We start from the raw sequence: 26671 nt of genomic DNA, 5'->3' as shown, positions 1-26671 counted from the left end.
AACATGAAAATTCAAAACGGCGCATTTGCGTCGACGGGATCGGCTTGCCTAAAGAAAGCCACCGAACTGTTTTACGTCACCCACCCAAAGGTGCCCAAGGCGCTGCTGGGGCCATTTTTGACCGAGGCTGACGCTGAGTGCGGGCGCGTAGTTATGCGTAGTGCTGATGTTCAGGTAACGGCCTGCCTGGTTGACTCAATCGACGACATCACCCACTGGCACGGCGTGAACAACGGCCAGGTTTGCCGGGCCTTTGCTGGCGCTGATCGACAGGAGGCCAGCCATGGGTAACGTGACCCCAATCAATCGCAAGAGCAGTGGCGGCCCACCCGCTGCTGGCGCCCATATCGACAGCGCCAGCTATGTGCTGCTGGTGGAAACGCTGGTCGGCTTCCTGGAGCTGCGTATGTCGGAAGGCGACCAAGGCCGGCACTGCGATGAGCTCGAGCGCCTGACTCAGAAACTGGAAAGTTTGGCCAAGCGGTTCACCCCGCCGAAGGGGGCCGCATGACTGACGCAACCATCCAGTTCCGTGATGCCCTTCAGTCCGTCTACGGTTTGCTCGATTGGATGCCAGAACCTGATGGCCACATTCACCGGTTCCGCGTGCCTGAGGATAAGCCCGGCTCCCTCAACGGCTGGTATGTGCTGTACCTGGACGGCATTGCATCCGGAGCGTTCGGCAGTTGGAAGGCCGGAGGCGCCAGCACCTGGTGTAGTCGCGAACCGGTGGACGCCCGCGAAGCGGCCCAGATCCGCGAGCGGGTTGACCAGGCCCGGCGTCAGCGCGAAGCCGAACAACACCGGCGCCAGCAGCAGGCCGCCGAGAAGGCCAACCACTGGTGGCGCAATGCGCGCCGAGCCGCGCCCGACCATCCGTACTTGATCGCCAAGGCGGTTCGCTCCTACGGCCTACGCCAGCGTGGCGCTGATCTGTTGATCCCGCTGTATCTGGATGGTCGCTTGGTCAACCTGCAACGAATTGCTCCGGAGGCGAGAAGCGCTTCCTGTTCGGGGGCCGGATTAAAGGCACGTACTCACCGCTGGGCATCATCGAGCCGGGTTGCGTGCTTTGCATCTGCGAAGGATGGGCGACGGCCGCCAGCCTTCACCAGCACGGCGGCTACGTCGTGGCGGCAGCCATGAACGCCGGCAACTTGATCCCGGCGGCGATGGCCCTTCGCGCTCGCTACCCGGGCCAGCCAATCGTCATCGCCGGCGACGACGACCGGCTCACCGATGGCAACCCGGGGCGCGCAGCGGCAAACGCAGCAGCGGCGGCCGTGGGTGGCCAAGTGGCTTTCCCTGAGTGGCCGGAAGGCGCCCCCGATGACCTCACTGATTTCAACGACCTCGCCAACTGGAAGCTCGCCCATGTCCAAGCCTGACACCAACGTGATCAACCTTCGACCGGACGCCGCGACCATTGCGCCAGATCGCCCCTGCTGGGCGGTGTATGAGCATTGGGTGATCAATGAGAAAGGCCGCAAGCTGCGTCCCGGCGTTTACTGGCACAGCTTCAAACGCACCGCCGCCGATCAAGATGACGCCGAGGGCGATACAGGCGACCGGCCTATCACCGATGAGTGGATATCCAGCCCCGTCACAGTCGTCGCTCGCACCACCAACAGCGACGATGGCAGCGAAGGTCGATTGCTGCGTCTGGTCACCGAGGGCGGCATCAAGGAGTGGATCATCGCCATGGAGGTGTTCGGCGGCAGCGGCGAGGACGCCCGGCGCGCCTTGTTCGGGATGGGCATCATTATCGCCCTCAAGAAACGCGGCACGTTTATGGAGTACCTGCTCGACCAGCATCCTGCAGAAGTGTTCGCCACCACCAGCCGGCCGGGTTGGCATGAATCGGGCGCGTTCGTGCTGCCCGGGAGGACGATCGGCAGCGACAAAGTGCGATACCAAGCCAGCAACAAGGCGCAGGTTCTTTTCAGCCGCCGCGGTGAGCTGGCTCTATGGCAAACAGAGGTAGCCGCGAAGTGTGCCGGCAACCCGGTGCTGACACTGGCGATCGGCTGCTCGTTGGCCGGCCCGCTGCTGAGTCTGGTCGGCGTGCTGGGTGGTGGCGTTCACCTGGTGGGCGACAGCTCGAGCGGCAAATCCTTGGCGCAGTTGATCGGCTCGTCGGTGTGGGGTGACCCGGGCGTGTTCGCCGCCAGTTGGGACATGACCAAGGGTGGACTTGAGATCGAAGCGTCGAGCCGTAACGACACCATCCTGCCCCTGGACGAGATCAAGCGCGCCGACCCCAAGCGAGTACAGGAGATGGCCTACTCCCTCGCCAACGGCCAAGGTAAGGGCACCATGACCCGTGAGCGTGAAGGCCGTGCCAAATTGAGCTGGCGCCTGCTGACGCTATCCAGCGGCGAGCGCTCTCTATCCGAGCACGCGGCCATATCCGGCAATGCCGCCCACGCTGGCGCCGAGTTGCGCATGGTCGACGTGAACGCCGGCACCCGCACGCATCGAGCCTTTGACGAGTTGCATGGGCTGGAGGGCGCGGACTTTCACCGGCAGCTCACCGTCGCGGTGGGTGCCCACCATGGCCACCTAGGACCGGCCTTTGTCGAGCGCTTGGTCGCGACCGACGACAAGCCGGGCTTGCTCAGTGACTTCGACGGCATCCGCGCTCAGTTCGTCGAGGACAATGCCCAGGCCGGCCGTGTGGCTGACCGGTTCGCCGTGATCGCGCTGGCCGGCGAGATGGCCATCGCCTACGGACTTCTCCCGTGGGAGCCGGGTACCGCCCTCGCCGACTGCCGCCTGCTCTACGGCGAATGGCTCTCCCGTGTCGGCGGAGGGAATGCCGAAGACCGCCAGATCCTGGCCGGCATCATCGACTTTATCGACAAGCACGGCAGCAGCCGTTTCTCGGACGTGGACGCACCTGAGGCGGACACCAAGGTTTTCAACCGCGCCGGGTACTGGGAGGTGATCGCCAACAAGCGACTGTTCCTGTTCAACAAGTCCGCGCTCATCGAAGCCGCCCACGGGTTCGGCCTCACCCGCGTCATCAAGGCGCTGGAGGTTGGCGGGGCTTTGGCCAAGCGCGACACCGATCGGGATAGCCGCAAAACCAAAAAGTACCGCATCCCCGCCGGCGGATCTGCTCGGCTGTACGTCATCGACCCGGAAGCTCTGGATGGCGAAGGCGGTGCCGTATGACCTCTACCAACACCAGAGACGAATGCCCGACTTCACAGGAACCTACAAACGTGGGGAACAGGGGGAACGGGGGAACAGCCAGCAAAGACGCGGCCTGTAGCCGTTCCCCCTTATTTGGTGTTTGGGGAACAGGGGGAACACAAACATGTTTTTGAATATAAGTGAGCAGCGCTTTCCTGACGTTTGGTTATCACTGTTCCCCACAAAAAAACGCGGGGTACGGAATCCCCCTCTGAAAGCCCCGGAATCATTGGTTGTTCCCACTGTTCCCCCGTTCCCCCGTTTTTTTTTCACAGACACATTTGGGCAATGGTGCAAATCGGGCGAGGTGAAGCCGTGAGCCTCCTTTCCAGTCTGCTCGATCACATGCCGCCAGCTATCACCGGTACCGACTCCACAATTTTGCGGAGTCGCCCAGAACCTCGCCCGAGCCTGGTTTTGGCCAACCTCGTCGAGCGCACTCCGCGGCTCATCACAAGCGCATACGCAAGCGCCGCCACTGCCACGCCTGAATGGCAACAGGCCCGTGACCAGTACCTCAACCACATCATGGTTTGTCGTTCCTGTTACGCGCCCACCGGCCGCCATTGCCCGGCAGGCGCCCATCTGCGTGCCTGCTACGACAACACGCCCATGGAGGCGCACCAATGACGCCAAGCCTTATCACCCGCTTGTGCAAAATCGCTTTGAAACCCGGCATCAGCGCCAGCACGCAGCTCATCACAACCCGGCGGATCTGCCGCGCCATTGCTGACCAGCTCGACGCTATCCGCGCCGAACGTCGAGCCATTCGCCGCGAAGCCGGAAAGCTGAAAGCGTTTCTGCCATTCACGCGGCAAGCGATCGAGGAGCTGGAGGAAAGAGCCCGGGAACATCAGGAGGCTATCCGCACCGGAGCACAGGATGCGCTCGCCGGGTTCGGCCAATCGCTGATGTTCGACCGGGAAGGGCTGGCGCAGGCGTTGGGATTCGATGGGATGTGCGACCTGTTGAGCGTCAACCCGGTACATCGCCAGCAAGCCAGAACAGACGGAGACACCAGCCTTCGCGGGTTGGCCTACCTCTCCCAACTGGAGGACAGCGCCGCTCACAAGAGTGAGGAATGGGGCGCCGGAGGCCCTCTGTATCGCGCCTGCCATGCCGCGATGATCCGGTTCATCAGGGAATGCCCTGAAGGCCAACTGCCCGATCCCTTCTCGCCTGGTGCTCCGTTCGGTCCGAGGCTCCCGCCCACTCTGAGCATCGTCGGCAAGTAGAAACCCAATTACGCGACACGTTTTGCGAATCACGAAAACGTGTCGCGACACGGAGCAACACAACCGGGCATCAGCCCATCAATGGCGCCAAGGCGCCGAAGGAGGCAACACATGTCACACCACATACGCTTCGCCGAAGCGTGTAAGGACACAGATTTCACCACTGACCCCGGCACGATCGGCGGGTACATCGTCTGGACGGTAGAACACGTGCGCGACGGCCAGCGGGTTGAGATTGAGGGGCCTTTCTTCACCGAGGAAGAGGCCAGGATCTCCGCCGAACTGATGCGCATCGAATACCGGGGAGCCCGGGCGTACAAATCGACTCACTGTTCGGCTTGGAATCCCGACGTGAGCCGCGAGGTCGCGATTCGAAACGATGCAATGGCCGCACGCATGATCCTCGCCGGTCAGCTCGGCATGGAAATCCCCCAACACAGCGCCCATGGCTCCAAGGAGTAAGAAATGGCAATGGCAACTAATCTTGGCAAAAAGACGCTGATCCTGCTTGGAGGTAGCGCTGGGAAACTATTTGGTCGGGAACACCTGTATGAGCTCTCCACGGGTGACGTTCGCGAAGCGGTTAAGGCCGTCGACGTAAATCACCCTGGCTTTGTGAAGTACCTGGCGAACGCCAAGAGCAAAGGCTTGGCGTTCGCCGTTTTCCGTAATCGGAGAAACATTGGCGAGCGCGACTTGAAGCTGGGTGGGGCACAGGAGATTCGAATTGTTCCTGTAATAGCTGGTAGCAAGCGCGCCGGCGTTCTGCAGACAGTGATCGGAGTTGCGCTCATCGTCATAGCGTCGTTCATGACCGCTGGCGCTGCGGCGACTGCGGTCATGGGTGCGGGGATTGGCACAGCCGCCGGCGGCGTTATCCAGATGCTCAGCCCGCAGGCCGCTGGCCTAAAGCAAAGCGCCGGGCCTGAGAACTCTCCGTCCTACGCCTTCGGCAGCGCCAAGAACACCACGGCCAGCGGTAACCCGGTCCCGATCTGCATCGGACATCGTAGGTGGGGTGGAATGATCATCTCGGCCTCAATCTACGCCGAAGACAAGGCGTAACGCGGATATTGGGCTTTCAGCGAGCGCATGTTAGCGTCACGGCTTTATCAGTTACGGATGACGCCACCATGCGCTTTCTTGAAGCCGCCGCTCTCGCCACTTCGACCCTTGTTTTGGCTGGGTGCTACTCACCAAGTGCCCTTGTTGAAAAAGGGCCGGCGCTTTCTGCATCCTCCAGCAAGACACCTAAGAATTACGCTCTGTGTGTCTTCCCTCAATGGCAGGAGTATCGACCAGACGCCACTATGTCCGAAACAGAAACGGGTTATCGGATCATCAGCGGAAACGACATGAACACCAATGAGATCCTGAGCGTCAGCAAAACCGCGTCGGGCAGTTCGGTGAAATTTTACCAACGCGCATATCTCGACTTCGGCTCAAGCAAAGAGAACGCATTGCGATCTACAAAAGCGTGCCTCTAACAGCGTCACTTCATTGCCACCGCCACCTAGGAATCGCGCTCTTTCAGCACAATTAGTAGTCATCATTGATAGCGAGCCGCTCAGTCTAAAAAACTAAGGCTGACTCATTCATCCATCTTCTTCTCGACGATAATTTGATCATTCGGGACGTCCAACTGGCGCTGAAGAGGACCATCCTTGAAAGCAATAACGGTCGTATTACCAAAACCTTTGAATTGCACGGTTACACCGGCATAAGCCTTGTAGCCTTCTGGCGCCTTGGCCTCTCGTACTACCAGCGCATCTGGCATCAGGGCGTTATAAGGTGCTTTCACGTACACGGCTGCGTGCTCGATGCGGACCTGAGCCATGCGCATCGCGCCATCCATTAGCAGACCTGAAACACCCCCCAGAATTAATGGCAGCAGCATGACGACAGTGATGCTTACCAAATAAGCACTTTTCTGTTTTCCTGCTTTACCGGAGCTCTGTAATTCGTCCTTCTCGGGAGTGACGATCACAGAACTAAGCAACCGTTCATGGCTACGGTACTGCGCTCCTGCGGACTTCGCTATGGAATAGAAGATATATAGCGCTATAGAGAGCAACGGTAAATTCCAGTAGGCAACAATGTCGCGTTGTCCAAATGCCCAGATCAGCACCACAGCCACTAGACCGAAAGGGACGGCCCCCCAATGAAATGGGGCGATTTCATACGCTATTTCTTTTTTTGGATTTATTTTCTTCTGTATACACTTAAATACGAAGTTGAAAATGGGGCGGGTCACAATCGACAAGCAAATGCCGAGGGATACAAGGCAACCGACGAACATCGCGTATACAACGCCAAAACAACTCGCAGCCAGTAGGAAAAGTAGCCCATCCCCCAAGGTCAGGCCTTGGGGGAAATGGCCAACCCTTAATGCATAGATGATTACGCAGGCACTGCCTAAGGCAATACTGAATTTAAATGCAGCACCGGTTACTTTCAAAAGACTTTCAACGGTGGATTCAAGAGATGAAATAACTGTTTTCATAAGCGCACATCTGTGGAGTGGGAATAAAGCCTTTTACAGCTGTCCCGTAAGGTATCGACGCGCCCCCTTTTAGCTTGAGCACCCAGACCTTCTAGCGGCGCATCGGGTGGGGAGAACCTCTCATAGGACTAAATTTTTCGAACAGGCCGCGCGCTTTGCGATGGGCGCGCCGCCGATCTGATGTCAGATTTTCGAAGTGTCCGAGCATTCCTCGGGATCTGGCGATCCGCCACCACTCGACACTCCTTCCGGGGCGGTTATCCTCCCTTTTCGAAAATGCTCTACGCCAGCGGCGCGCTGGTTTCAGGATGAAAAGGATTCAGGAATCAAGGAATGAGTGGATACGTCCCCAACCCACCGAAGGGTTACCGCAATAGCGGCACCGAGCCCGTCGATATACACGCCCAGCGCTGGGCTGAATACAAAGACCTCCCGACGAAGAGCGAGACGAAACCTGCCAGCAAAGGCTGTGTATTCGCCAAGAGCTGCGATCTCGCGGACGGTGTGATCGATCACAAAAAGCCTGCCGGATTTATCCCCGTCGAGAGCCTGGCCAACTACGGAGAGTTCTCCCTCCTCGGCGGTCGCAAGACTGATGCCGCGGGTAATATCCAGCTGAAAAAAATCAGCGGGAGTGCCTTACCCGCAGCCCTGGGAACTCTCCTTTTGGGTGGTGCTGGCGCCGCGGCTGCCTCTTGTGGCGGGCTGTGTACGGCTGGAGTTGCTGGGGGCGCGGGTGTTGCAACCGGCTCTGCTGCAACGGGGGCTGCTGGTGGTACCGGCGTTCTCACCGCCGGCGTGGCCGCTGGTACATTGGCGGGGATAGTCGCTCTATTGTGGCCGTCAAACCTTGGTGACAGTTCTCTCTACACCGAAGAACAGCTTCAGTCGCTGGCGAAGGCCCGTACACGCGTCCGCCTCCATGTTGAGGAGCAGGCCGACGGAACACTGAAGGGGTACGGATACAACACCCAGAAGCGCAGTGACTGGGAAATGATTCCTGTCGTGCAATTTGTCCAGCAAGGATCTCAGCAAGTAGCCGACTTCGGCGACGGCGTAACCCTCATCTGGACGCCGGCAGTTGATCCCTCAAGCACCTCCGGAATCCCGCCATTAGAGGGCGCACCTCAAGCGCCGCAGATTTGGATTTACCCGCCGACCGAACAGGCCGACAGCATCATCGTCAGCCCGATCTACCCTGACCAATACAAAGACTTCATTCTCGTATTCCCGGCTGATTCCGGTGTACAGCCCCTGTACATTGTGATGAATGTTCGTCTCAACCCAGGCACCGTTACTGGGCAGGGAACAGACGTGACAGGCATCTGGCTCGCCGGCGCCAGCGTCGGACTAGGGTCGCCCGTGCCGACGCGAATCGCAGATCAACTAAGGGGAAAGAGCTTCAGCAGCTTCGATGCTTTCAGAAAGGCATTCTGGATAGCGGTCGGGAGCGATTCGGAGCTCGCCAGTCAATTCAACGACAGCAATAAAGCCCGAATGCTTGAAGGTATGGCGCCTCGCGCCCGGGCGATTGATACCGTGGGCAAGCGCCGATCCTTTGAGCTTCACCACGGGATTCCTGTTTCTGAGGGTGGCGAGGTTTACGACGTCGACAATCTCAGCGCCATGACACCCAAACACCATATTGATACCCACCGGAGCCCGAAATGATCGCACTCAAAAGCAGCCTTTCCGAATACACGGAGAGCGAATTTCTCGCACTGATCAAAGAAATCTGCAGCGCCACTGGCACCGAAGACTATCAGGACGAGTTGCTGGAAAACTTCATCGAAGTAACTGGTAACGCTGTCGCCTCTGACTGGATTTACTACCCAGAGAACGGCGAGGACGACTCGCCTGAAGGCATTCTGCAAACAGTGAAGGACTGGCGAGCGGCGCAGGGTTTGCCAGGGTTCAAAAGCGCGTAACCACTCGTCACGTCGGGGAGGTCACACAACCGGTTGACGCCGGTATCCACATCGGTATCCACGGTTTGGCTAGATCCGGCGTGGATACCTTGGTGGTGACCATATGCGGTGACCACCATTGGTGACCGCGCTCCCCTGGTCACTGACGCATCAAATCCCCTTTGCCGAAACAATCCATGAAAGCTAAGGGCAAGTCCCGACTACACTGCGACACATTCGCTGAGCATACGAAGGTGTCTATGTATATTTACGAGCTCGTGGTTCCCGGCACCTGGTTGGATTACGAGGATCGGGACTGGTCCTGGAGCGTCGAAGGGTTGCTACGCAATCTCCAGTCGCAGTTTTTTGAAGCAAATTTAGCGCTCAACCTGTTTTCGAGTTCGCAACAGGGCCGACTCTTTCCCACCATGAATCGAGAGAAATGGGAACGCGACACCCAGCGTCGTAGCGAAATTCAACGAGTCGTTGAGATGGAAATGGGAGGCATGAACTCTCATGAAAACTGGGAAGAAGTACGATTTGAAACCGATGTTCGTTTTAAGCGGGAGCAGTGGGCCGGGGGGGCAATGCCCAGAGAGTTCGAGCACAACACTTCATTCCTTTACGCACGAGCCTTTTTGTATGCGCTCGACGGCTTCGATAAATTTTTGGGGGTTTTGTCAAAGACCGAAAATGCTCCTGAGGCAATAGCAGAGATACATGGAAAAATGACGACGGCGTTTCCAGCGCTGCGCGAGGTTCGAAACTCTGCACACCACATTGAGGATCGAACACGCTTTCTAGGCAAATACGGTAAGCCCCTAGACCTAAAGCCCGTCGATAATGAGGCGATCAAGGCCCCAGGAGGTGCGCTAGTTCTAAATAACCTGAATGGATCAAAGTACGGTTCGACCATGGCTGACGGTCATTTCGGCGAAGTTGATGTGTCACCGGAGTCTCTGACCGCCCTTCAGGGGTTACTTTCGGAAGTACTCAATGCATACAAATGGAAGGGCCCGAAGCAGCATTTGCCGAGCACATAACATCCTGCGCCACCGAGTATCCACTTTGGTATCCACCGATTGGCATTCATACGGCGCGGATACCCAGGGCAGTGACCAGACGCGGCGGCCCTCTTTTCGCGCAATCTTTCGCGCACGTCCGCCGCGCACTTGGTCAATGCGCGGAGCTCTCCACCGGCAAGGTTTCACGCAGCCTTTCACGCATTGCCTTCACGCAACTGAACTGCGTGATCTCTCTGGGGGAGCGAGGGACGCGCCGCTGGTACGCACATTGGTACGCAATCGCTGATGCGCGCCGGCTGCAGGTTCGCACTTCTGGTTCGCACCCTCCTACGCGAGACTTGTGCTAACCCGGCCAGTGGTTACCGCGCTGGTTACCACGGAAAGTTACCAATGTAAGCGGTTTCCAGCCGCTGGTTTCCACTGCGGCTTCCGCGTTATTACAGTGGTTTCCACTGGCAACCTGACCTGTTGCCAAACAAACCCACGGAGGAGGATCGGCGAGCTTGGAGGCTTCACAAAAGCCGTCGGGCGCGTAGGATTAAGATGCGCAAATCGGAGGGCGCCGTAATGAAATTGATCATGGACTTCAAAGCAGACTGGCACGACACACTCAAAGAAATCATGAGCAACGAATGGGGAATGGACACAGCAGGGCTTACTACTGACGTCCCCGTTCATTACTTCAACGCAGCACAGCGACGCATACCTGTGCGGCCTAGGACGCTACTTATTTCCGACACTTTCCAGTGCCCCGCAGAACACCAGGCGGGCTGGGAGCTAATCCAGCAAAAAGTAAAAACCGGCCAAGATCTAACCCCGCACCTAAGCAAGTTCATAGAAAAAACGAAGAAAAAAGACCTGATGTTGAACGACTGGGGGGTTCACCACTTACACCTGGGAACTTTGATCGAAAACGGCTTTGTTGAAAGAGCAGACCCTTTGCTTTTCGCCAGAATCACTGACGAGTATTTTTATGCGATAGATGTGTACGACCATGCTTCATGGACTAACGGCGAAATAGTGGAAACTGTTCATCGAAACTGGCCGGAGTCAGTTGCCCGTTGGGTCATACAAGGCGTAAAGGGGAAAAGGCTCACCGACGAGGAGCGAGCTGCGTTAAGGAAAGTACACATGAACGCATTTTTCCTTACCGAGGATGAGACAACATACGGCCCTTTGGGCGGCGGCACGGTGGCGTCAGGGCACAACATATTTTCCGTTATCCAGATGGACATCGAGCATGATCGCCTCGAATGCTTGGAGCGTCGGCTGGTTGAAATTTCCGAAGAGGTAATTCCAGAGCTCAAGAAAGCTGGGTACAAAGACGCGACGGAAGTGACTGCCAAACTCGTTCTAACGGAAGGGTTTTACGCTGCCTTCTTCCCTGAATACCGGCTCCTGGTAAATTTCTATCCCCGTACCACCTGAGCGATTCGCCTGCCGGTCCCGAGTGTTTGATTGACTGCGAACACTTTGACCACACTTTGACGGAATGTGAGACAGGCATGAGACGGAATCCTTGCAGGCTGAGCGTCTGAGGCTTATTCCGTAAGGGATGCGTCAAAGTAAGTCACCTTACCGTCTCATCCCCCTGACAGCCCCCTAACGGATTCTGGACAGGCTCTGGACGGTTTGACTGGGCGCATTTTGTTAGGTGCCGGCCGGGCGCCACAGCGATCCAAGGCGGGGGCGAGAAAGCCTAGCGGCAGATAGCGGAGGCGTTCAGAAAGGAGGGGCTGTATCCGCGCAGGAGACGCCAAGATCCTTGACCATCCTTGACGGAGCGTTGATCAATCTTTTGACAGGTCTTGACGGATTGCGCTGGCATCTCCTACCACCAGCGCCATCAAGCCTAAGCACAGCCACGCTCGCAGCAATTCGCTCCGCCCTGTAAGCGCCTGCCTCGTCAAGAATTTATGATCATGGCCGTCAAGGGGCGAACGGTGATGGCCAGGCCGAAACGCCTACCGCGATCGGCCAGACAGAACCTTAGCGCGCCAAGCAATTCTTGACAGGACCTTGACGGATTTTCGCTGGCAGGCGCCGGTCAATGCCTCCACAGCCCACGCCCGGCGCCGTCTCCAGGGTGAAAGGTCTCGCGCTGGGGCTTGGTACTCGTCAAGTATTTATTGGGGCGTCCGCCGACCTGACAGCAGGCTGGAACAGGTGAGGCTTAATTGTGATTCAGGCTCACATTTGAGCCGTCCGGACCAAAGCGGTTTTTCCTCACTTTGACCAGGCCGCCACCTAAATCTGTCCCCAGGACAGAGATCAGCGAAAACCTCCGCCGATTGGCCAGCCTCAGCACGCGACACGTTTTGCGAATGACAAAAACGTGGCGCGACACCTGCCCTACCGAAATGGGAGGTCAGGTCAATGGTGCGCGCCCCCGAGTTGCCATTCCGGATGCGCGGCTACAATCCCCCCTGCAACCGAAAAAATGCTAAACCACTCAAAGTCCAGTCAGCAGTTACATTGCGCGACTAATTCGCAGACGTCCACGTTAGGGAAATCTGATGGCAAACCATCCATATGCAGAATTTTATGTTCCGCTTTTACTGCTTGCTGCAACGCCACTTGCCGGGTTTGGCCTACCGGCTTTGGTTACTTGGATCTCACCCACTATCGCGTTGATATTGGCGGCAATGCTCTTTGTTGTTTCAGGTGTGCTTGCGTACCGGGCGATCAAAACCAAAGCCGTACGAGGGCGCGGGGGCCAAGGCGGCACCGCGACAAGCATTGGTGATGACAACGAAGCATTAGGCGGGGACGGAGGTGCTGCGAATGGAGGTGCTGGCGGCGATGGGGGGAATGCAACCGTCGTAGGGGCAAGATCGGTTGCAAAGGGTGGCCATGGCGGGGCTGGCTAGATCACTGCAATTGGCTTGCTTGGATCATCCGTAGGTTTGGCAAAATGCTCGAGAAGCACTCGAGCGAGCTCCGCCGCAACGCTTGGCGAAAGAGTCACAGCGTGAGTGAAAACCGGAGAGCGTTCACTTTCATTGGTGTAAGGGCCGCTATTTCCAAAAGCAATTCGAACTTGCTCATGCGCCTCTCCTGAAAACATGAATGTCGAGGCTGCAAATTCTTGTATCCCCGGACGGAATAATGCCTCCCATTGAGCCAACGACAGTCCTTGTACGATTTGCAGTTTATCAGTCATATCGCCCTCAGAATGTAGAGCCGAACCTATGAAAAAAATAACGCAAGGAACCGGTGGAGCCGGCGGCCAAGCCGAAGTCGAAGGTGATGATAGCACCGCCCTTGGAGGACACGGCGGGGAAGCGGTCATCGGAGACGGCGGACCTGGAGGCAAGGCTAGCGTAAAGGGTGACAGGAGCACAGGTGTGGGCGGCCAAGGTGGACGTGGAGGCGTGGGACCAGGACAGCCCGGTGGCGATGTCCTAATCGAGCAGGACGATGTATTCATGGCAGGCGGGCAAGGTGGCGAATCAAGCCAAATAGATGGCAGAGGCGGACGTGGTGGTCGATCCTACGGGGCTCATCTTTTTGGTTTCTCCACTCGCGCGCACATTAAACCACCCTATGGGCATCCTCATAATGAGCCTGGACGTGGTGGAGATGCTCCAGATACTCCCCAATACATGGCACGCAAGCTACTAGTCATGGGGCTAAAGGAAAGATATTTCATCGAAAAGTCGATCACACCATGCGATCTAGAGACGGTCTGGTACGACCGGAGAATTGTCGATCTCGATTGGTTAAATGAAACACTGCGCATCCGCGGGTACCGCTGGCAAGTTTCAACTGTCGACGATGAGTACGAGTTTTCAGATATCCCTAACTGAGCAGGGATAGAAGCATCCCTTACCTGATCGCCAATCCCCGTTTTGCGCCCCACCCACCAAAGAGCATCGAATGGCGCGATTTTGAAAACACCCCATGAATGACCACTACCCTGATCCGGGGTAGTGAAGATGACCACACCTTTAAGCCGGCGACTGATTCGACGAGTCAGGTTTACCGCTCGTCGGGATCGGCAGAACGCAAGGAAGCGTCGTTTTCGACCAGCCTTAACATGGCTGGAAAGGGGGAGCATTTTAAAAAGAGAGTAGATTTGTGAGTAGATTTTTATAGCCACACTCACAATCCCCTTATAAAACGTGCCATACAGACAAAGGTACGATTCCGTCTCTGGCACCAAATACCGAAAACCCTGAATCGCAAGATTCAGGGTTTTTTTATGCCTGCGATTTAACGAGGGCTGTTGCCGCCCCAGGGATTCGCGCTACCTTGGCCGCCCCTTACGGAAGAGGGTCACCCCCGCGATGAACCAGAAACGAACCCGCATCCCCCTGCCCCATCCGCCGCCCTATCGCCCAAGCCGGGTGACTTACTGGCTGACCGTTCTCGTTGCCGTTCTGATGGCCTTCGCCATCAGTGCATCGATCTGGATGCTGATCGACAGCTGGGTCACTGGCTCCATCACCACCAACAATCGCGGCCCGCGCAGCACCTACACCCTGGCCCTGCAACCTCGGCGATTCTGGTTTGAGTTTGTGTGGCAGAGCATAGGCACTGTTTTTTTGCTGGTGATCGGGGTGTTCGGATTATGGGCATATCGCAAAGCGCAGGAGTCTGTGGAAAAACCCAAGGGCAAGCGCACAAAGCGATAAACCAGGGCGGCTTTCAGAGGGCGTTGACGTAATCGACTGGCAGCAAGACCGTGTCCACTGCAGCATCTACCGGCAGGGACACCACCGTGATCAGCGGGCAGACGATCATGATGTAACAGATGACGGCATGGGGCATGCCGTCTCCCCCTCTCACGCCAAGCAAGTGCAAGTTGCCATCAACACCTTTGTAGTAAGGCTCTGCAGAGTCACCGTTCAATCGCCCGATCATCGTTCCACAACCGGCCAGCATCAACATCAGGCCCACCACTGAGCCAATACGCAAAATCCTTTTCAAACCAGCGCGTCCTTAATCACCAAACATGAGGCGCGGGATTGTACCCGCGTCTCAACTTTGCAATCACACTGATCGCTATCCCGCTTTATTCCAGTGGAACACCAGATTGCGCCGTTATGACGACTCACGGGCTGTTGCAGAGCCCAACCGTTACCTTTTGTTTGATCAAAAGCGCGAGGGCCGCGTTCTAGAAAGATTTGAACCTGGCGATCGTACGAAATGGACTACAGACCGCAGCCATCTGACGCCCTCTCGCTGGCAACTTACTGCAACAACGATCCCGTCTTCCTGCTGACTTCACAGCCTCGCCCGACATCCCTGGCCAGCGACTGCCGGCATGCTTGCGCTCCTGTTTCCAATGACGTGGAAGACCCGATGAGCAAGCTTGAACCTGCCGACACGCAAGACCCGAAAATCGATTCATTGCTGGGCGATCTTGGCGAACTGATTCGCCAGGCTCGGCAAAAAGTGCTGCGTGTGGTCGATACGATTCAGGTGCAGACCTGCTGGCAGATTGGCCGGCATATGGTCGAGTTTGAACAGGAAGGCGCCCGGCGAGCGGGGTATGGCAAGCAGTTGCTGCCGACACTGGCGAGAGAGCTGACGGCTCAATTCGGGAAGGGCTTTGATGCCTCCAACCTTCGTTACATGCGCCTGTTTTATCAAGCCTTTCCAATTCGTGACGCACTGCGTCACGAATTGAGATGGACCCACTATCGCAGGTTATTACGGGTCGAAAACGACAAGGCACGCCAGTGGTACATGGATGAATGCGCGACCCTCAATCTCAGTGAGGGCGACAAGCCGACCGTCGGGATCACTTTGTGCGCGCAGGACAACGAGGCGGTCGCGCGTTACTCGATCTTCAAAGGTAATGAGTAACTGTTCGCCAGCAGCTACAAAACGGTGCTCCCTAGTGTGGAAGAACTGCGGATTGTCCCTTGGGCGTACCGAGATTATTGTTGGCAGCTACCCGCGAAGGTCGAACGCCATGAGTTTTCAGGACACGCCCGAATTGGCAGATGTGCAGCAAACGTCGTCATCGGCAGCGCAGTTACAAGGTGAACCCTTCAAGGAAACAGCCGCCGACGGTTTTGTCCTTGGCGGTTTCACCTGGCGGCATGCCCTGCCCGATGTCCAGCGCCCGGCGGTGATCATCAACGCAGCCACGTCAGTACGCTGTCGTCATTACTCGCGGTTCGCCGCTTATCTGTTTGCCAATGGCTTCGATGTCATCACTTACGACTACCGTGGCATCGGCGAATCGCGTCCCGGCTCAATGAAAGGGTTGCACGCTTCGTGGACAGACTGGGGCGCACTGGATTTCGAAGCGATGCTCAAACGCGCGCAACGGGAATTTCCCGGTCAACCGATCGATGTGGTCGGGCATAGTTTTGGTGGCTGCGCGGCAGGCTTGGGCGAGTCAGGAAAGGTCATCCGACGGCTGGTAACCGTCGGCGCGCAGTTCGCCTATTGGCGCGATTACGCGCCTGAACAACGTTGGCGCATGTTCGGCAAATGGCATGTGCTGATGCCGTTGCTGACACTGATCTGCGGCTACTTCCCCGGTAAACGTCTCGGCTGGCTGGAAGACACGCCGGCCGGGGTCGTGCGTGACTGGAGCACGCCTGCACCGCGCTACGAACGACGTCCAAGCGGCCGGGCGATACAAGCAAAAACCGGCCGACTGCCCTTCGCCAACGTCCGCGCAAAAATCTTGGCCATCAGCATCAGCGACGATCCCTACGGCACCATCCCGGCCATCGAGCGCCTGCTCAATTACTTCAGCAACGCCTCAAAAACCCACCTGCGCATCGAGCCGCAGGACATTGGCGAACAACAAGTCGGACATTTCGCCTTTTTTCGCAGCGCATACCAAGCCACACTATGGCCCATCGCTCTGACCTGGCTGCAAACCGGCGAACTGGCCCCCGACACCCCCGGGCGGCAAGTACCGTGCAGCTGAGCCCCTCCAACGCACGACGGAACACATCATGGCCTCCGCCAACAAGCAGCAAAAACGCGCCGCCCGGGCCAAAACCAAGGCCAAGCAGAACCGCACCAAACGCGCCGAAGCGCCGGTCGAGCTGGACCCGAACGATGACCGCATCGACTTCGAATCGGTCGACCTGACCGAACTGTTCAAGAAAATGATCGACGCCGAGAAGATCAGCCAGAAAGCCCTGTGCACCGCGTTCCTCGAAGACCCGCTGCTGGAACTGGTCTATGAACAGGAAGGCGAAGAAGGCGCGATGGATTTCATCCTCGCCGCGCTGATCGAGTATCGCCAGTGGTCGCAGGAAACCGACGAGGCCGGCGCGCTGGCGTGGATCGAATCCCCGGCCTTCCAGGCCGACTATGTGGCGGCCTCCGACGCGATCGCTGCACAAACCCAACAGAAGAACTGAGTTCCCATGGCATCCCTGAACAAGCAACAGAAACGCGCCAAACGCGCCAAGGCCAAAGCCAAGCAAATCCGTATGGTCGGCCGCAAACCGCTGGATCAGGACGACGATCTCGGCCACCTCGCCGAGCCGATCCCGGAATACACCCTGGCGATGTTCAGCAAAATGCGCGACGCTGAAGCCGTCAGCCGTAACGAGATGCTGCTGATACTGCTGCGTGAACTGGCGTTCATCATCGTTGACCATCCTGAGTTGCTGGACATGGAAAACGCCGAAAACGAAGGCATGGCCGCCACCCACCTGGCCGCCGATATGCTGATCGACTACCGCATGTGGGCCGACGGTATGGACATCGAAACCGCCCAGGCCTGGCTGAGCGAACCGCAGTTCATCACTGACTTCGGGATTGCGCTGGATACTTACGGCAAGTCGCAGGAAGAGAAGAGCGAGTAACCATCGCCCTCAAACAAAAACGGCCGCTCGTCATCACTGACAGCGGCCGTTTTACGTTACGCGCTACGGATCAGTTAAGCACCACCGCACCACGCTTTTCCAGCTTGCGACGGCGTGCCACCAGCAGGCCGGCAGCCACAACCATCAGGCTCAACAGGCCGGTCGCGAGGATTTCAACGCGGTGCGCTTCCTGGAACAGCATGATGGTCAAGGCTGCAACGATGAAGATGATCACCGCGTAAGTCAGGCCCGGGAACAGCCACATGCTGAAGACGATTTTCTCGCCGCGCGCCATGCGCTGTTTACGCATGCGCAGTTGCGAGAACGCGATCACCAGGTACACCAGCAGCGCGATGGCGCCGGAGCTGGCCAGCAGGAATTCGAACACCGCAGCCGGCGCCACGTAGTTGGCGAAGGTGCAGAGGAACGCTGCGCCAGTGGACAGCATTACCGCCCAGTAAGGCGTACCGCTTTTATTGACCCGAGTCGACATGGCTGGGGCGTCACCGCGTTTCCCAAGAGAAAACAGCATGCGCGACGAAGTGTAGAGCGCCGAGTTCAGGCAACTGGTTACAGCGACCAGCACCACGATGTCGACGATCATTTTCGCGTTCGGGATACCCATCCGCTCAAGCACAGTCTGGTAGGAACCGAGATTGGCCAGGGTCGGATCGTTCCATGGCACCAGGGCCACAACGATGAAGATCGACACGAGGTAGAACAGGCCGATCCGCCAGATAACCGAATTGGTGGCCTTGGAGATTTGCTTGCCCGGGTTCTTCGATTCCGCGGCCGCGATGGTCACGATCTCGGTACCCATGAACGAGAACATGGTGGTCAGGATCGCGCCCAACACCGCGCCCATGCCGTTTGGCAGGAAGCCTTGGGTATCGAACAGGTGCGAAACACCGCTGACCTGGCTGTTTGGCAGGTAACCGAAGATAGCCGCCAGACCGAGAATGATGAAGCCGATGATCGCCAGCACTTTGATCAGGGCGAACCAGAATTCGAACTCGCCGTAATTCTTTACGCTGAACAGGTTGGTCACGGTCAGCAACATAGTGATGATCAGAGCAAACGCCCAGATGCCCACATCAGGGAACCACGCGTGCAGGATGGTCGCGGCGGCGTTGGCTTCCAGCGGAATTACCAATACCCAGAACCACCAGTACAGCCAGCCGATGGTGAAGCCGGCCCAATGGCCGATGGCACGGTCGGCGTAAGTCGAGAACGAGCCAGTGTCCGGCGAGGCAACCGCCATTTCGCCGAGCATGCGCATGACCAAGACCACTAGGGTACCGGCGGCCGCATAAGCCAACAGCACGGCAGGGCCGGCGGCAGCGATGGCGTGGCCGGAGCCAACGAACAGACCTGCGCCGATAACACCGGCGATCGACAGCATGGTCACATGACGCGGTTTGAGCCCCTGTTCGAGGCCATTGGAGCTTGGGGTACTGCTCATCGAAACTACCTTTGCAAGGAAAGCGATTGCGTCCGGCCCGTCTGGTTTTTCCTTCTCGTAAAAAGAATCCAACGGGGCGTTCCTTATTCTGCACGCAATATTTGCGCCAAAATGTTTCAAACTCTTCTGGGCTGGGGCTTTGCGCGCGACCGGACAGTCATCGCAAGTCATTGGATTTAATGGCAATCCGCCAGAGCGTTACCCTGCGACTCACTTTTCAAACGAAACAGCGCACCAGAAACACACTGAAAAAGTGTGGGATGCACAATAAAAGGGCGAATCGGGAACGTTCGGCCGGATAGCGCTTCCAACACCCCGCCAAAGCTGGCAACATCGCGCCTTTTTTTACGCGACACCCACGGGTTTGCACGTTCAAACAGCCGTTCGGTTGTTGATGGGGCGACAGTCTGCTGCGCCGATGCGACAACCTGCCACACGCCATCCGTTTACCGCTCGTAGCGCTGTTGGCTGCCATTGAAACGCTATGCTAGCTTGGCCGCCTCGCCAGGAAGGCCAACCAACAGCAGGAGCGCAACATATATGAGGAACGCACATGGCTGAGGCCACGCCCGCGCTTGAAATCCGCAACTTGCACAAACGCTACGGACAGCTTGAGGTGCTCAAAGGCATATCGCTGACCGCCCGCGACGGCGATGTGATCTCGATCCTCGGTTCCTCCGGTTCCGGCAAGTCCACGTTCCTGCGCTGCATCAACCTGTTGGAAAACCCGCACCAGGGCCAGATCCTGGTCGCCGGCGAAGAACTCAAACTGAAAGCCGCCAAAAATGGCGAACTGGTTGCCGCCGACGGCAAGCAGATCAACCGCCTGCGCTCCGAGATTGGTTTTGTGTTTCAAAACTTTAATCTGTGGCCGCACATGAGCGTGCTCGACAACATCATCGAAGCCCCGCGCCGCGTGCTCGGCCAGAGCAAGGCCGAAGCCATCGAAGTCGCCGAAGCGCTGCTGGCCAAGGTCGGCATCGCTGACAAGCGCCATGCCTACCCGGCGCAATTGTCCGGTGGTCAGCAACAACGCGCGGCCATCGCCCGCACGCTGGCGATGCAACCGAAGGTGATTCTGTTCGACGAGCCCACCTCCGCCCTTGACCCGGAAATGGTTCAGGAAGTACTTAGTGTCATCCGCGCATTGGCCGAAGAAGGCCGTACCATGCTGCTCGTGACCCACGAAATGGGCTTCGCCCGTCAGGTCTCCAGCGAAGTGGTGTTCCTTCACCAGGGCCTGGTAGAGGAGCAAGGATCGCCACAGCAGGTGTTCGAAAACCCGCTTTCGGCGCGCTGCAAACAATTCATGTCCAGCAACCGCTAACGGAGCAACATGCATGCAGAATTTTAAAAAGGTCTTCCTGGCCGCCGCCGTCACCCTGGCGTTCAGCGCCGGTGCCATGGCCGAAACCCTGAAGATGGGCATCGAAGCGGCTTACCCGCCGTTCAACAATAAAGACGCCAGTGGCAACGTGGTCGGCTTCGACAAAGACATCGGCGACGCTCTGTGCGCGAAGATGAAAGTCGAATGCACCGTGGTTACGTCCGACTGGGACGGCATCATCCCGGCCCTGAACGCCAAGAAGTTCGACTTCCTGATCTCGTCGATGTCGATCACCGACGAGCGCAAGGGCGCGGTGGACTTCACCGACCCGTACTACTCGAACAAGCTGCAATTCATCGCGCCAAAAGACAAAGAGTTCAAGACCGACAAGGACTCCCTCAAAGGCAAAGTGATCGGCGCCCAGCGCGCAACCCTGGCCGGCACCTTCATGGAAGACAACATGCCGGACGTCGAAGTGAAACTCTACGACACCCAGGAAAACGCTTACCTTGATCTGACTTCCGGGCGTCTGGACGGCATCCTCGCTGACAAATACGTCAACTACGAGTGGCTGAAAAGCGACGCCGGCAAAGCCTATGAATTCAAGGGCGACCCGGTAGAAGAAAGCGACAAGATCGGTATCGCCGTACGCAAAGGCGACCCGATCCGCGCGAAGCTGAACGCTGCGCTGAAGGAAATCGTCGCTGACGGTACCTACAAAAAGATCAACGACAAGTACTTCCCGTTCAGCATCTACTGATCCTGACCTGCCGGACCGGCGCCGTGATCTGACGGCGTCGGCTCCCGGCCCTGCCTGCCGCGATTTGAACAGAAATCCATGATTATCGACCTCTACGGATTCGGCCCGGCGCTCGCCGCCGGCGCGCTGATGACCGTCAAACTGGCACTCTCGGCCCTGTGCCTGGGGCTGGTGCTCGGTCTGCTCGGCGCTTTGGCCAAGACTTCCCCGTACAAGCCGCTGCAATGGCTTGGCGGCTTTTATTCAACGCTGGTGCGCGGTATCCCGGAATTGCTCTGGGTGCTGTTGATCTACTTCGGTACGGTCAACCTGATGCGCGCGCTCGGTGAGTTTTTCGGCAATCCCGATCTGGAACTCAGCGCCTTCGCCGCCGGCGTCATTGCGCTGGGTCTGTGCTTCGGCGCCTACGCCACCGAGGTGTTTCGTGGCGCGATCCTGGCCATTCCCAAAGGTCACCGTGAGGCCGGCGTGGCCTTGGGCCTGTCGAAATGGCGGATCTTCACCAAACTGATCATGCCGCAGATGTGGCGCATTGCCCTGCCGGGCCTTGGCAACCTGTTCATGATCCTGATGAAAGACACCGCACTGGTGTCGGTAATCGGCCTGGAAGAAATCATGCGTCACGCGCAGATCGGCGTGACGGTATCGAAACAGCCGTTCACCTTCTATATGGTCGCCGCGCTTATGTACCTCGGCCTGACCGTGCTGGCGATGACCGGCATGCACTTCCTGGAAAAACGCGCCGCTCGCGGCTTCGCGAGGAGCGCTCAATGAATTGGGAAGTCATCATCAAGTGGCTGCCGAAACTGGCGCAGGGCGCGACCCTGACCCTGGAACTGGTGGCCATCGCCGTGATCGCCGGGTTGCTGCTGGCGATTCCGCTAGGCATCGCCCGCTCTTCGAAGCTGTGGTACGTGCGTGCTTTGCCCTACGCCTACATCTTCTTTTTCCGTGGCACGCCGTTACTGGTTCAGTTGTTTCTGGTCTACTACGGCCTCGCGCAGTTCGACGCTGTGCGCAACAGCTCGATGTGGCCGTACCTGCGCGATCCGTTCTGGTGCGCCACTGCGACGATGACCCTGCACACTGCGGCGTACATTGCCGAGATCCTGCGCGGTGCGATCCAGGCGATTCCACCGGGCGAGATCGAAGCAGCACGCGCCCTGGGCATGTCCAAACCCAAAGCGATGTTCTACATCATCCTGCCGCGTGCGGCACGCATCGGCCTGCCGGCCTACAGCAATGAAGTGATCCTGATGCTCAAGGCCAGCGCCTTGGCCAGCACCGTGACCCTGTTGGAACTGACCGGCATGGCGCGCACGATCATTGCCCGCACCTATCTGCCGGTGGAGATCTTCTTCGCCGCAGGCGTGTTCTATTTGCTGATGTCCTACGTGCTGGTGCGCGGCTTCAAGCTGCTGGAGCGCTGGCTGCGCGTCGATGCCTGCCAAGGGCGCTGAAACGTCCCACGTACTGACGGGCGAGGACTTACTCGCCCGCTTTACGGCGCTGGATGCATTTCTCACGACGCATCAGGCGTTGTGGAAACCTCGACCGTTCACTTATTTGCAGCTTCCATGGGAAGCGTCCTACCCGGAGTTGGCCTTGTGGCTACGCGGGCGGTCGCTGGAGGATGCGGAAAACGCTCATAACCAACCTGCTGATCTTGTCGATGCGCCGGAGCCTTTTGCTTCATTGGCGGCGTTGTCGGCTGAACTCAGCGCAGTCGGTGAGTTGCCGGGGCATGAGCTGGAAACCGCAGGCCTTCGATTGAATGTCGATGTACCCGGACGCAAGTGGCAGCAGATCGAGGCGTTTGCCAGCCGCCTGTCATTCGCTTCGCAACCAACGCATTGGCTGGATTGGTGTTCAGGCAAGGGACACTTGGGTCGGCGCTTGTTGGGCACGGGTCAATTACTGACGTGCATTGAATATGATCCTCAATTGGTCGCCAGCGGTCAGGCCTTGAGTCAGCGTCATCACTTGCACGCTGTGCACGTGGAACAGGATGTACTGGCTCCGCAAGCCTCAGCCGTATTGAGCGCAATCCATACTCCCGTGGCCCTCCACGCTTGTGGCGATCTGCATGTTCGCCTCATGCAACTGGCCAGCGCTGTCGGTTGCCAGCAAATGGCGATCGCGCCTTGCTGCTACAACCGCATCAGTTGCAGCGAATATCAGGCATTGTCCTCCCCCGCATCGGCATCGCTCCTAAAACTCTCGCGGGAAGATCTGGCGTTGCCGATGAGCGAAACCGTCACCGCCGGTGCACGGGTCCGACGTCAGCGCGACACCTCCATGGCCCGACGACTGGCTTTCGACCTGCTGCAACGGCAAGTACGCAGACTCGACGAATACTTGCCGACCCCCTCGCTGCCCAGTGCCTGGCTGGACAAACCCTTCGCCGATTACTGTCGCGATCTGGCCGTTCTAAAAGAGTTATCCACAGTCGGTACGCCAGATTGGTCAGCGTTGGAGGCCGCTGGTTGGCAGCGGTTAGCCGAAGTTCGCAACCTGGAACTGTTGCGCGGATTATTCCGACGGCCGCTGGAGCTTTGGCTGAATCTGGATCGGGCACTTTTCCTCGTCGAACAGGGCTACGTCGTACGCCTTGGCACCTTTTGCGAAACACCCCTCACACCTCGGAACCTGCTGCTATTGGCCGAACGCGCATAAAACATCGTCACCCTGTGGATAACTCTGTTGATGAATTTTGCTTGGATCCAATATTTACGCCTGTTTAGAGGCATTAACAGCTCTGTTCATTTTTTGTTCACATTGATAAAAAACCAATAAAACAGGGATTTGCGAACAAAATGAGAACGCGTCCACAAAAGTCCGCATAAACACAGATTCAGCCCAGCCAGTTGTGCATAAGCCGCCAATCAAAACGACATAACCGCCGAAATTCGCCCGTTAGCCGCGAATAATTCGCGACGTCTGTCCAGCCTTGGTATACAAGGCCACAACGTGCCGCCAGCACGCGTCCCGACAAGAACAAATCAAACGACAGGAAGCGACCGTGACGTTCATTTCTTATGCGCAGAATTTCGAAGACGTCCGCTTGTGGCGCGCCCTCAAGCAAGTCGAACAGGGCTTCTATATCGATGTCGGAGCCAACGACCCGAATCACGACTCGGTCACCAAAGCCTTCTATGACCACGGATGGAAAGGCGTCAACGTCGAACCGATGCAGAATTACTACGACGCCCTCTGCCAGCAGCGCCCACGCGACGCCACCGTGCAATGCATCGCCAGCGACCAGCCCGGCGAAATGACCTTCTACGCCATCCCCGACACCGGCCTGTCCACCGCCGACCCGGCGATCGCCCAGCAACACAAAGATCAGGGCATGGACGTGCGCAGCCTCACCGTGAAGGCCCGTACGCTGACGTCGATCTGCGAACAATATGCCGCTGATCGGCCGATCCACTTTCTGAAAATCGACGTCGAAGGCCATGAAGAAAGCGTCCTGCGCGGCATGGACTTCACGCGCTTCCGCCCCTGGATCATCGTCATCGAAACCCCATGGGAGCGCGACCACACCTGGGAACCGCTGGTCACCGCCGCCGGTTACCAAGCGATCCTCTTCGACGGCCTCAACACCTGGTTCCTCGCCCACGAATACATACAGCTCAAACCGGCTTTCGACATCCCGCCGTGCAACCTCGACAACTTCCAATTGTGCAAAGGCCACGCCTTCGCCCACCCGCTCAGCCCAGCCGAACTCGACACCGAACAACAACTGGCGATCGCTCTGAAGCGCGCCGAACAGGCCGAAGCGCAACTGTCTGCCCTGCAAAACAGCCGCACCGTGAAGGCCGTTCAAACGCTGCGAAATGTGCTGCGTAGGGCTTGATTCAGCCGGATGCAAAAATAGTCTGAATTCAGGGGTTTACAGGATCTTCCCAATCGCTATAATCGTCGCCCACACGCCGGTATAGCTCAGTTGGTAGAGCAACTGACTTGTAATCAGTAGGTCCCGGGTTCGACTCCTGGTGCCGGCACCATACAAAACGAAGCCCCTGCAGAAATGCAGGGGCTTTGTTGTTTCTGGGGTGTTTATATTCCTGGCAATTTCACCCTCAGTGAAAATAGCTTCTCCCCTCGCACTTCGCGCGATTAGCCACACTTCCTCTTACACACTTCAAAAGCGCGGACTCTGAACCGACGGTCCACATTTCCGTCTTTATGCTAAATTATGAAATAGCAATAATTATGGTGTACACATAAAAAGGTGTAATCGTATGAGCAGCATTTTTCAGCGTCCTGAACTGGCTGAGTCAATGGCAAACCAGCTTCTCAATCCAGGCGTACTCGACGAAGGTCTGCGCTCAGGTCTATTTCTATCTGGTCTGCGTCGCACAGGTAAAACGACGTTTCTGAGGAATGATCTCATCCCGGCCCTGGAAGAAGCAGGTGCATTGGTCATTTACGTCGACTTATGGAGCGACACTCTGGCCAACCCGGCAACACTCGTGCACAACGCCATCCAGAAAACCCTGAAAGACCTGCAAACGCCGGGTTCCTCTGCCTTGGAAACCTTCAAGCGGGTCAGCAATGTTGAAATCGGCGCCGCTGGATTTAAGTTCGGCTTCAAACTCGACAGCATTGGCAGCGCCGACGGCCCGACACTGGCACAAGCACTCACAGAGGTTGTAGATCAAGCCAAGACTGATCTGGTGCTGATCATTGACGAAGTGCAGCACGCCATTTCCTCAGACGACGGTAATCAGCTACTGCTGGCGCTCAAAGCCGCCCGCGATGCAATCAACCCCCGCCCCAATACTCCCGGCTACTTTCTGTTCATCGGAACCGGCTCCCACAGAGCGCAAGTCAGCGAACTGACCGCCAAACGCAACCACGCCTTTTCCGGCGCCACGTCAGCAGCCTATCCATTGCTGAAAGGCGATTACGTTGAATTCCTGCTCAACCGGCTCGCAATGACAGTGAAGAAGGACAAGTTGCCGTCTCTCGAAGCCGCTGTCGAAGCGTTTAACACTTTGGGAAATCGACCTGAAGAAATGCTGAAGGCCCTACGCCAACTCTTACAGCAAGAGGGCGAGCCCGATGTGTTCCTACCGGTAATCGCCAGCACATTGCGCTCGGCAGCGGCGAGCATCGAGCTGGAAAAAGTCGAGCAACTGGGCAGCCTCGCTCAAGCCGTTTTCAACAAGATCGCATCTACAGAAGGCGATGCTCGCGGAATTTTTTCCACAGACGCAGCGACTGAATATTCAAAGTCCGTCGGGCGAGAGGTGCGGGTCGAAGAGATTCAACCGGTAGTGATTGCGCTGGTTGCCGAGAACATCATCATGCGACGCGGGCATGGGATTTACGCGATTACAGATCAGTTTGTTCAAGAGATCTGGCTGGAAGAGCGGGCTTTGATAGAAGGGAGTTAGGCGGCAAGGCATACATTACAAAAAAAGCCCCTGGAGAAATGCAGGGGCTTTGTTATTTC

At 57.5% G+C, this 26671-nt stretch carries 27 protein-coding genes, 1 tRNA gene and 2 pseudogenes; 26 read left to right on the top strand and 4 right to left on the bottom strand.

Annotated features, from left to right (window positions below; genetic code table 11):
- Nucleotides 1–3 precede the first annotated feature (3 nt).
- From PSH79_RS01545 to PSH79_RS01505, 8 genes and pseudogenes are all read left to right on the top strand, one after another.
- Nucleotides 4–291 (top strand): hypothetical protein, encoded by a 288-nt coding sequence (locus PSH79_RS01545; protein ID WP_305440907.1) that lies wholly within the window; start codon nucleotides 4–6, stop codon nucleotides 289–291.
- Nucleotides 284–511, top strand: coding sequence for a hypothetical protein (locus PSH79_RS01540; protein ID WP_305440906.1), 228 nt, complete (start codon nucleotides 284–286; stop codon nucleotides 509–511). Before PSH79_RS01545 ends, PSH79_RS01540 begins: the two co-directional genes overlap by 8 nt.
- Nucleotides 508–1388, top strand: a pseudogene (locus PSH79_RS01535) (toprim domain-containing protein). The gene PSH79_RS01540 and the pseudogene PSH79_RS01535 overlap by 4 nt, the downstream one beginning before the upstream one ends.
- Nucleotides 1375–3177, top strand: a complete 1803-nt coding sequence (locus tag PSH79_RS01530; protein WP_305440905.1) for a DUF927 domain-containing protein — start codon at nucleotides 1375–1377, stop codon at nucleotides 3175–3177. The pseudogene PSH79_RS01535 and the gene PSH79_RS01530 overlap by 14 nt, the downstream one beginning before the upstream one ends.
- Before the next feature lie 647 nt (nucleotides 3178–3824).
- Nucleotides 3825–4433 (top strand): hypothetical protein, encoded by a 609-nt coding sequence (locus PSH79_RS01520; protein WP_305440903.1) that lies wholly within the window; start codon nucleotides 3825–3827, stop codon nucleotides 4431–4433.
- A 111-nt stretch (nucleotides 4434–4544) separates the two neighbouring features.
- The gene (locus PSH79_RS01515) at nucleotides 4545–4895 is read left to right on the top strand and encodes a hypothetical protein (RefSeq protein WP_305440902.1); all 351 of its coding nucleotides are present in this window, start codon (nucleotides 4545–4547) and stop codon (nucleotides 4893–4895) included.
- A 3-nt stretch (nucleotides 4896–4898) separates the two neighbouring features.
- Complete coding sequence (locus PSH79_RS01510) at nucleotides 4899–5498, top strand: tail assembly protein (protein WP_305440901.1); 600 nt, start codon at nucleotides 4899–4901, stop codon at nucleotides 5496–5498.
- 68 nt (nucleotides 5499–5566) lie between these two features.
- Nucleotides 5567–5920, top strand: a complete 354-nt coding sequence (locus PSH79_RS01505; RefSeq protein WP_305440900.1) for a hypothetical protein — start codon at nucleotides 5567–5569, stop codon at nucleotides 5918–5920.
- A gap of 104 nt (nucleotides 5921–6024) precedes the next feature.
- On the opposite strand, the gene PSH79_RS01500 is transcribed toward PSH79_RS01505, so the two are convergent.
- On the bottom strand, nucleotides 6025–6936 hold the full coding sequence (locus PSH79_RS01500) for a hypothetical protein (protein WP_305440899.1): 912 nt from the start codon (nucleotides 6934–6936) through the stop codon (nucleotides 6025–6027).
- A 333-nt stretch (nucleotides 6937–7269) separates the two neighbouring features.
- Here PSH79_RS01500 and PSH79_RS01495 point away from each other — a divergent pair, with 333 nt between their 5' ends.
- The 4 genes from PSH79_RS01495 to PSH79_RS01480 all read left to right on the top strand — a co-directional run bounded on the left by PSH79_RS01495 (nucleotide 7270) and on the right by PSH79_RS01480 (nucleotide 11296).
- Nucleotides 7270–8607, top strand: coding sequence for an S-type pyocin domain-containing protein (locus PSH79_RS01495; protein WP_305440898.1), 1338 nt, complete (start codon nucleotides 7270–7272; stop codon nucleotides 8605–8607).
- A complete protein-coding gene (locus tag PSH79_RS01490) occupies nucleotides 8604–8864 on the top strand; it encodes a bacteriocin immunity protein (RefSeq protein ID WP_305440896.1) in 261 nt (86 codons plus the stop codon). Before PSH79_RS01495 ends, PSH79_RS01490 begins: the two co-directional genes overlap by 4 nt.
- Before the next feature lie 239 nt (nucleotides 8865–9103).
- Nucleotides 9104–9886 (top strand): hypothetical protein, encoded by a 783-nt coding sequence (locus tag PSH79_RS01485; RefSeq protein ID WP_305440895.1) that lies wholly within the window; start codon nucleotides 9104–9106, stop codon nucleotides 9884–9886.
- A 549-nt stretch (nucleotides 9887–10435) separates the two neighbouring features.
- Nucleotides 10436–11296 carry a hypothetical protein gene (locus tag PSH79_RS01480; protein ID WP_305440894.1) on the top strand — a complete coding sequence of 287 codons (861 nt, stop codon included), beginning with the start codon at nucleotides 10436–10438 and terminating at the stop codon, nucleotides 11294–11296.
- A gap of 1438 nt (nucleotides 11297–12734) precedes the next feature.
- On the opposite strand, the gene PSH79_RS01475 is transcribed toward PSH79_RS01480, so the two are convergent.
- Nucleotides 12735–13031: a hypothetical protein gene (locus PSH79_RS01475; protein WP_305440893.1), complete on the bottom strand. Its 297-nt coding sequence runs from the start codon at nucleotides 13029–13031 to the stop codon at nucleotides 12735–12737.
- A gap of 28 nt (nucleotides 13032–13059) precedes the next feature.
- Here PSH79_RS01475 and PSH79_RS01470 point away from each other — a divergent pair, with 28 nt between their 5' ends.
- Nucleotides 13060–13677, top strand: coding sequence for a hypothetical protein (locus PSH79_RS01470; RefSeq protein ID WP_305440892.1), 618 nt, complete (start codon nucleotides 13060–13062; stop codon nucleotides 13675–13677).
- A 480-nt stretch (nucleotides 13678–14157) separates the two neighbouring features.
- A complete protein-coding gene (locus tag PSH79_RS01465) occupies nucleotides 14158–14505 on the top strand; it encodes a hypothetical protein (protein ID WP_305440891.1) in 348 nt (115 codons plus the stop codon).
- Between the two features lie 13 nt (nucleotides 14506–14518).
- Here the strand turns inward: PSH79_RS01465 and PSH79_RS01460 are convergent, their stop codons facing one another.
- On the bottom strand, nucleotides 14519–14800 hold the full coding sequence (locus PSH79_RS01460) for a YceK/YidQ family lipoprotein (protein WP_042557190.1): 282 nt from the start codon (nucleotides 14798–14800) through the stop codon (nucleotides 14519–14521).
- Nucleotides 14801–15175: 375 nt separating this feature from the next.
- Here PSH79_RS01460 and PSH79_RS01455 point away from each other — a divergent pair.
- From PSH79_RS01455 to PSH79_RS01440, 4 genes and pseudogenes are all read left to right on the top strand, one after another.
- Nucleotides 15176–15592, top strand: a pseudogene (locus tag PSH79_RS01455) (DUF1016 N-terminal domain-containing protein); the annotation flags it as partial.
- Between the two features lie 199 nt (nucleotides 15593–15791).
- Nucleotides 15792–16766, top strand: a complete 975-nt coding sequence (locus tag PSH79_RS01450) for an alpha/beta fold hydrolase (protein ID WP_305440890.1) — start codon at nucleotides 15792–15794, stop codon at nucleotides 16764–16766.
- A gap of 28 nt (nucleotides 16767–16794) precedes the next feature.
- Nucleotides 16795–17208 (top strand): hypothetical protein, encoded by a 414-nt coding sequence (locus PSH79_RS01445; protein ID WP_305440889.1) that lies wholly within the window; start codon nucleotides 16795–16797, stop codon nucleotides 17206–17208.
- 6 nt (nucleotides 17209–17214) lie between these two features.
- Nucleotides 17215–17658: a hypothetical protein gene (locus PSH79_RS01440; RefSeq protein ID WP_305440888.1), complete on the top strand. Its 444-nt coding sequence runs from the start codon at nucleotides 17215–17217 to the stop codon at nucleotides 17656–17658.
- Nucleotides 17659–17728: 70 nt separating this feature from the next.
- On the opposite strand, the gene gabP is transcribed toward PSH79_RS01440, so the two are convergent.
- Nucleotides 17729–19120 (bottom strand): GABA permease, encoded by a 1392-nt coding sequence (gabP, locus tag PSH79_RS01435; RefSeq protein WP_305440887.1) that lies wholly within the window; start codon nucleotides 19118–19120, stop codon nucleotides 17729–17731.
- A gap of 553 nt (nucleotides 19121–19673) precedes the next feature.
- On the opposite strand from gabP, the gene PSH79_RS01430 reads away from it, so the two are divergent.
- The 8 genes from PSH79_RS01430 (at nucleotide 19674) to PSH79_RS01395 (ending at nucleotide 26612) form a co-directional block, all read left to right on the top strand.
- A complete protein-coding gene (locus PSH79_RS01430; protein WP_025110949.1) occupies nucleotides 19674–20447 on the top strand; it encodes an ABC transporter ATP-binding protein in 774 nt (257 codons plus the stop codon).
- 13 nt (nucleotides 20448–20460) lie between these two features.
- Nucleotides 20461–21207, top strand: a complete 747-nt coding sequence (locus tag PSH79_RS01425) for an ABC transporter substrate-binding protein (protein WP_305440885.1) — start codon at nucleotides 20461–20463, stop codon at nucleotides 21205–21207.
- Nucleotides 21208–21285: 78 nt separating this feature from the next.
- The gene (locus tag PSH79_RS01420) at nucleotides 21286–21981 is read left to right on the top strand and encodes an ABC transporter permease (protein ID WP_305440884.1); all 696 of its coding nucleotides are present in this window, start codon (nucleotides 21286–21288) and stop codon (nucleotides 21979–21981) included.
- Nucleotides 21978–22667, top strand: coding sequence for an ABC transporter permease (locus tag PSH79_RS01415; protein ID WP_187678898.1), 690 nt, complete (start codon nucleotides 21978–21980; stop codon nucleotides 22665–22667). Before PSH79_RS01420 ends, PSH79_RS01415 begins: the two co-directional genes overlap by 4 nt.
- Nucleotides 22648–23883, top strand: coding sequence for a methyltransferase (locus tag PSH79_RS01410; RefSeq protein ID WP_305440883.1), 1236 nt, complete (start codon nucleotides 22648–22650; stop codon nucleotides 23881–23883). The genes PSH79_RS01415 and PSH79_RS01410 overlap by 20 nt, the downstream gene beginning before the upstream one ends.
- A gap of 346 nt (nucleotides 23884–24229) precedes the next feature.
- Complete coding sequence (locus PSH79_RS01405; protein ID WP_305440882.1) at nucleotides 24230–25066, top strand: FkbM family methyltransferase; 837 nt, start codon at nucleotides 24230–24232, stop codon at nucleotides 25064–25066.
- Nucleotides 25067–25141: 75 nt separating this feature from the next.
- A tRNA-Thr gene (locus PSH79_RS01400) sits at nucleotides 25142–25217 on the top strand.
- A gap of 237 nt (nucleotides 25218–25454) precedes the next feature.
- On the top strand, nucleotides 25455–26612 hold the full coding sequence (locus PSH79_RS01395) for an AAA family ATPase (RefSeq protein WP_305440881.1): 1158 nt from the start codon (nucleotides 25455–25457) through the stop codon (nucleotides 26610–26612).
- Nucleotides 26613–26671 lie beyond the last annotated feature (59 nt).

This window comes from Pseudomonas sp. FP2196 (assembly GCF_030687715.1).
GTDB lineage: Bacteria > Pseudomonadota > Gammaproteobacteria > Pseudomonadales > Pseudomonadaceae > Aquipseudomonas.
This window is presented reverse-complemented; position numbering and strand designations above follow the sequence as displayed.

Bases quoted from the DNA above. Each gene is read 5' to 3' on its own strand.
- PSH79_RS01425 (WP_305440885.1), top strand. From the start codon at position 20,461: ATGCAGAATTTTAAAAAGGTCTTCCTGGCCGCCGCCGTCACCCTGGCG.
- PSH79_RS01490 (WP_305440896.1), top strand. From the start codon at position 8,604: ATGATCGCACTCAAAAGCAGCCTTTCCGAATACACGGAGAGCGAATTT.
- PSH79_RS01470 (WP_305440892.1), top strand. From the start codon at position 13,060: ATGAAAAAAATAACGCAAGGAACCGGTGGAGCCGGCGGCCAAGCCGAA.
- PSH79_RS01500 (WP_305440899.1), bottom strand. From the start codon at position 6,936: ATGAAAACAGTTATTTCATCTCTTGAATCCACCGTTGAAAGTCTTTTG.
- PSH79_RS01545 (WP_305440907.1), top strand. From the start codon at position 4: ATGAAAATTCAAAACGGCGCATTTGCGTCGACGGGATCGGCTTGCCTA.
- PSH79_RS01495 (WP_305440898.1), top strand. From the start codon at position 7,270: ATGAGTGGATACGTCCCCAACCCACCGAAGGGTTACCGCAATAGCGGC.
- PSH79_RS01415 (WP_187678898.1), top strand. From the start codon at position 21,978: ATGAATTGGGAAGTCATCATCAAGTGGCTGCCGAAACTGGCGCAGGGC.
- PSH79_RS01520 (WP_305440903.1), top strand. From the start codon at position 3,825: ATGACGCCAAGCCTTATCACCCGCTTGTGCAAAATCGCTTTGAAACCC.
- PSH79_RS01515 (WP_305440902.1), top strand. From the start codon at position 4,545: ATGTCACACCACATACGCTTCGCCGAAGCGTGTAAGGACACAGATTTC.
- PSH79_RS01450 (WP_305440890.1), top strand. From the start codon at position 15,792: ATGAGTTTTCAGGACACGCCCGAATTGGCAGATGTGCAGCAAACGTCG.
- gabP (WP_305440887.1), bottom strand. From the start codon at position 19,120: ATGAGCAGTACCCCAAGCTCCAATGGCCTCGAACAGGGGCTCAAACCG.
- PSH79_RS01410 (WP_305440883.1), top strand. From the start codon at position 22,648: ATGCCTGCCAAGGGCGCTGAAACGTCCCACGTACTGACGGGCGAGGAC.
- PSH79_RS01420 (WP_305440884.1), top strand. From the start codon at position 21,286: ATGATTATCGACCTCTACGGATTCGGCCCGGCGCTCGCCGCCGGCGCG.
- PSH79_RS01465 (WP_305440891.1), top strand. From the start codon at position 14,158: ATGAACCAGAAACGAACCCGCATCCCCCTGCCCCATCCGCCGCCCTAT.
- PSH79_RS01505 (WP_305440900.1), top strand. From the start codon at position 5,567: ATGCGCTTTCTTGAAGCCGCCGCTCTCGCCACTTCGACCCTTGTTTTG.
- PSH79_RS01440 (WP_305440888.1), top strand. From the start codon at position 17,215: ATGGCATCCCTGAACAAGCAACAGAAACGCGCCAAACGCGCCAAGGCC.
- PSH79_RS01540 (WP_305440906.1), top strand. From the start codon at position 284: ATGGGTAACGTGACCCCAATCAATCGCAAGAGCAGTGGCGGCCCACCC.
- PSH79_RS01445 (WP_305440889.1), top strand. From the start codon at position 16,795: ATGGCCTCCGCCAACAAGCAGCAAAAACGCGCCGCCCGGGCCAAAACC.
- PSH79_RS01510 (WP_305440901.1), top strand. From the start codon at position 4,899: ATGGCAATGGCAACTAATCTTGGCAAAAAGACGCTGATCCTGCTTGGA.
- PSH79_RS01530 (WP_305440905.1), top strand. From the start codon at position 1,375: ATGTCCAAGCCTGACACCAACGTGATCAACCTTCGACCGGACGCCGCG.
- PSH79_RS01485 (WP_305440895.1), top strand. From the start codon at position 9,104: ATGTATATTTACGAGCTCGTGGTTCCCGGCACCTGGTTGGATTACGAG.
- PSH79_RS01430 (WP_025110949.1), top strand. From the start codon at position 19,674: ATGGCTGAGGCCACGCCCGCGCTTGAAATCCGCAACTTGCACAAACGC.
- PSH79_RS01480 (WP_305440894.1), top strand. From the start codon at position 10,436: ATGAAATTGATCATGGACTTCAAAGCAGACTGGCACGACACACTCAAA.
- PSH79_RS01395 (WP_305440881.1), top strand. From the start codon at position 25,455: ATGAGCAGCATTTTTCAGCGTCCTGAACTGGCTGAGTCAATGGCAAAC.
- PSH79_RS01475 (WP_305440893.1), bottom strand. From the start codon at position 13,031: ATGACTGATAAACTGCAAATCGTACAAGGACTGTCGTTGGCTCAATGG.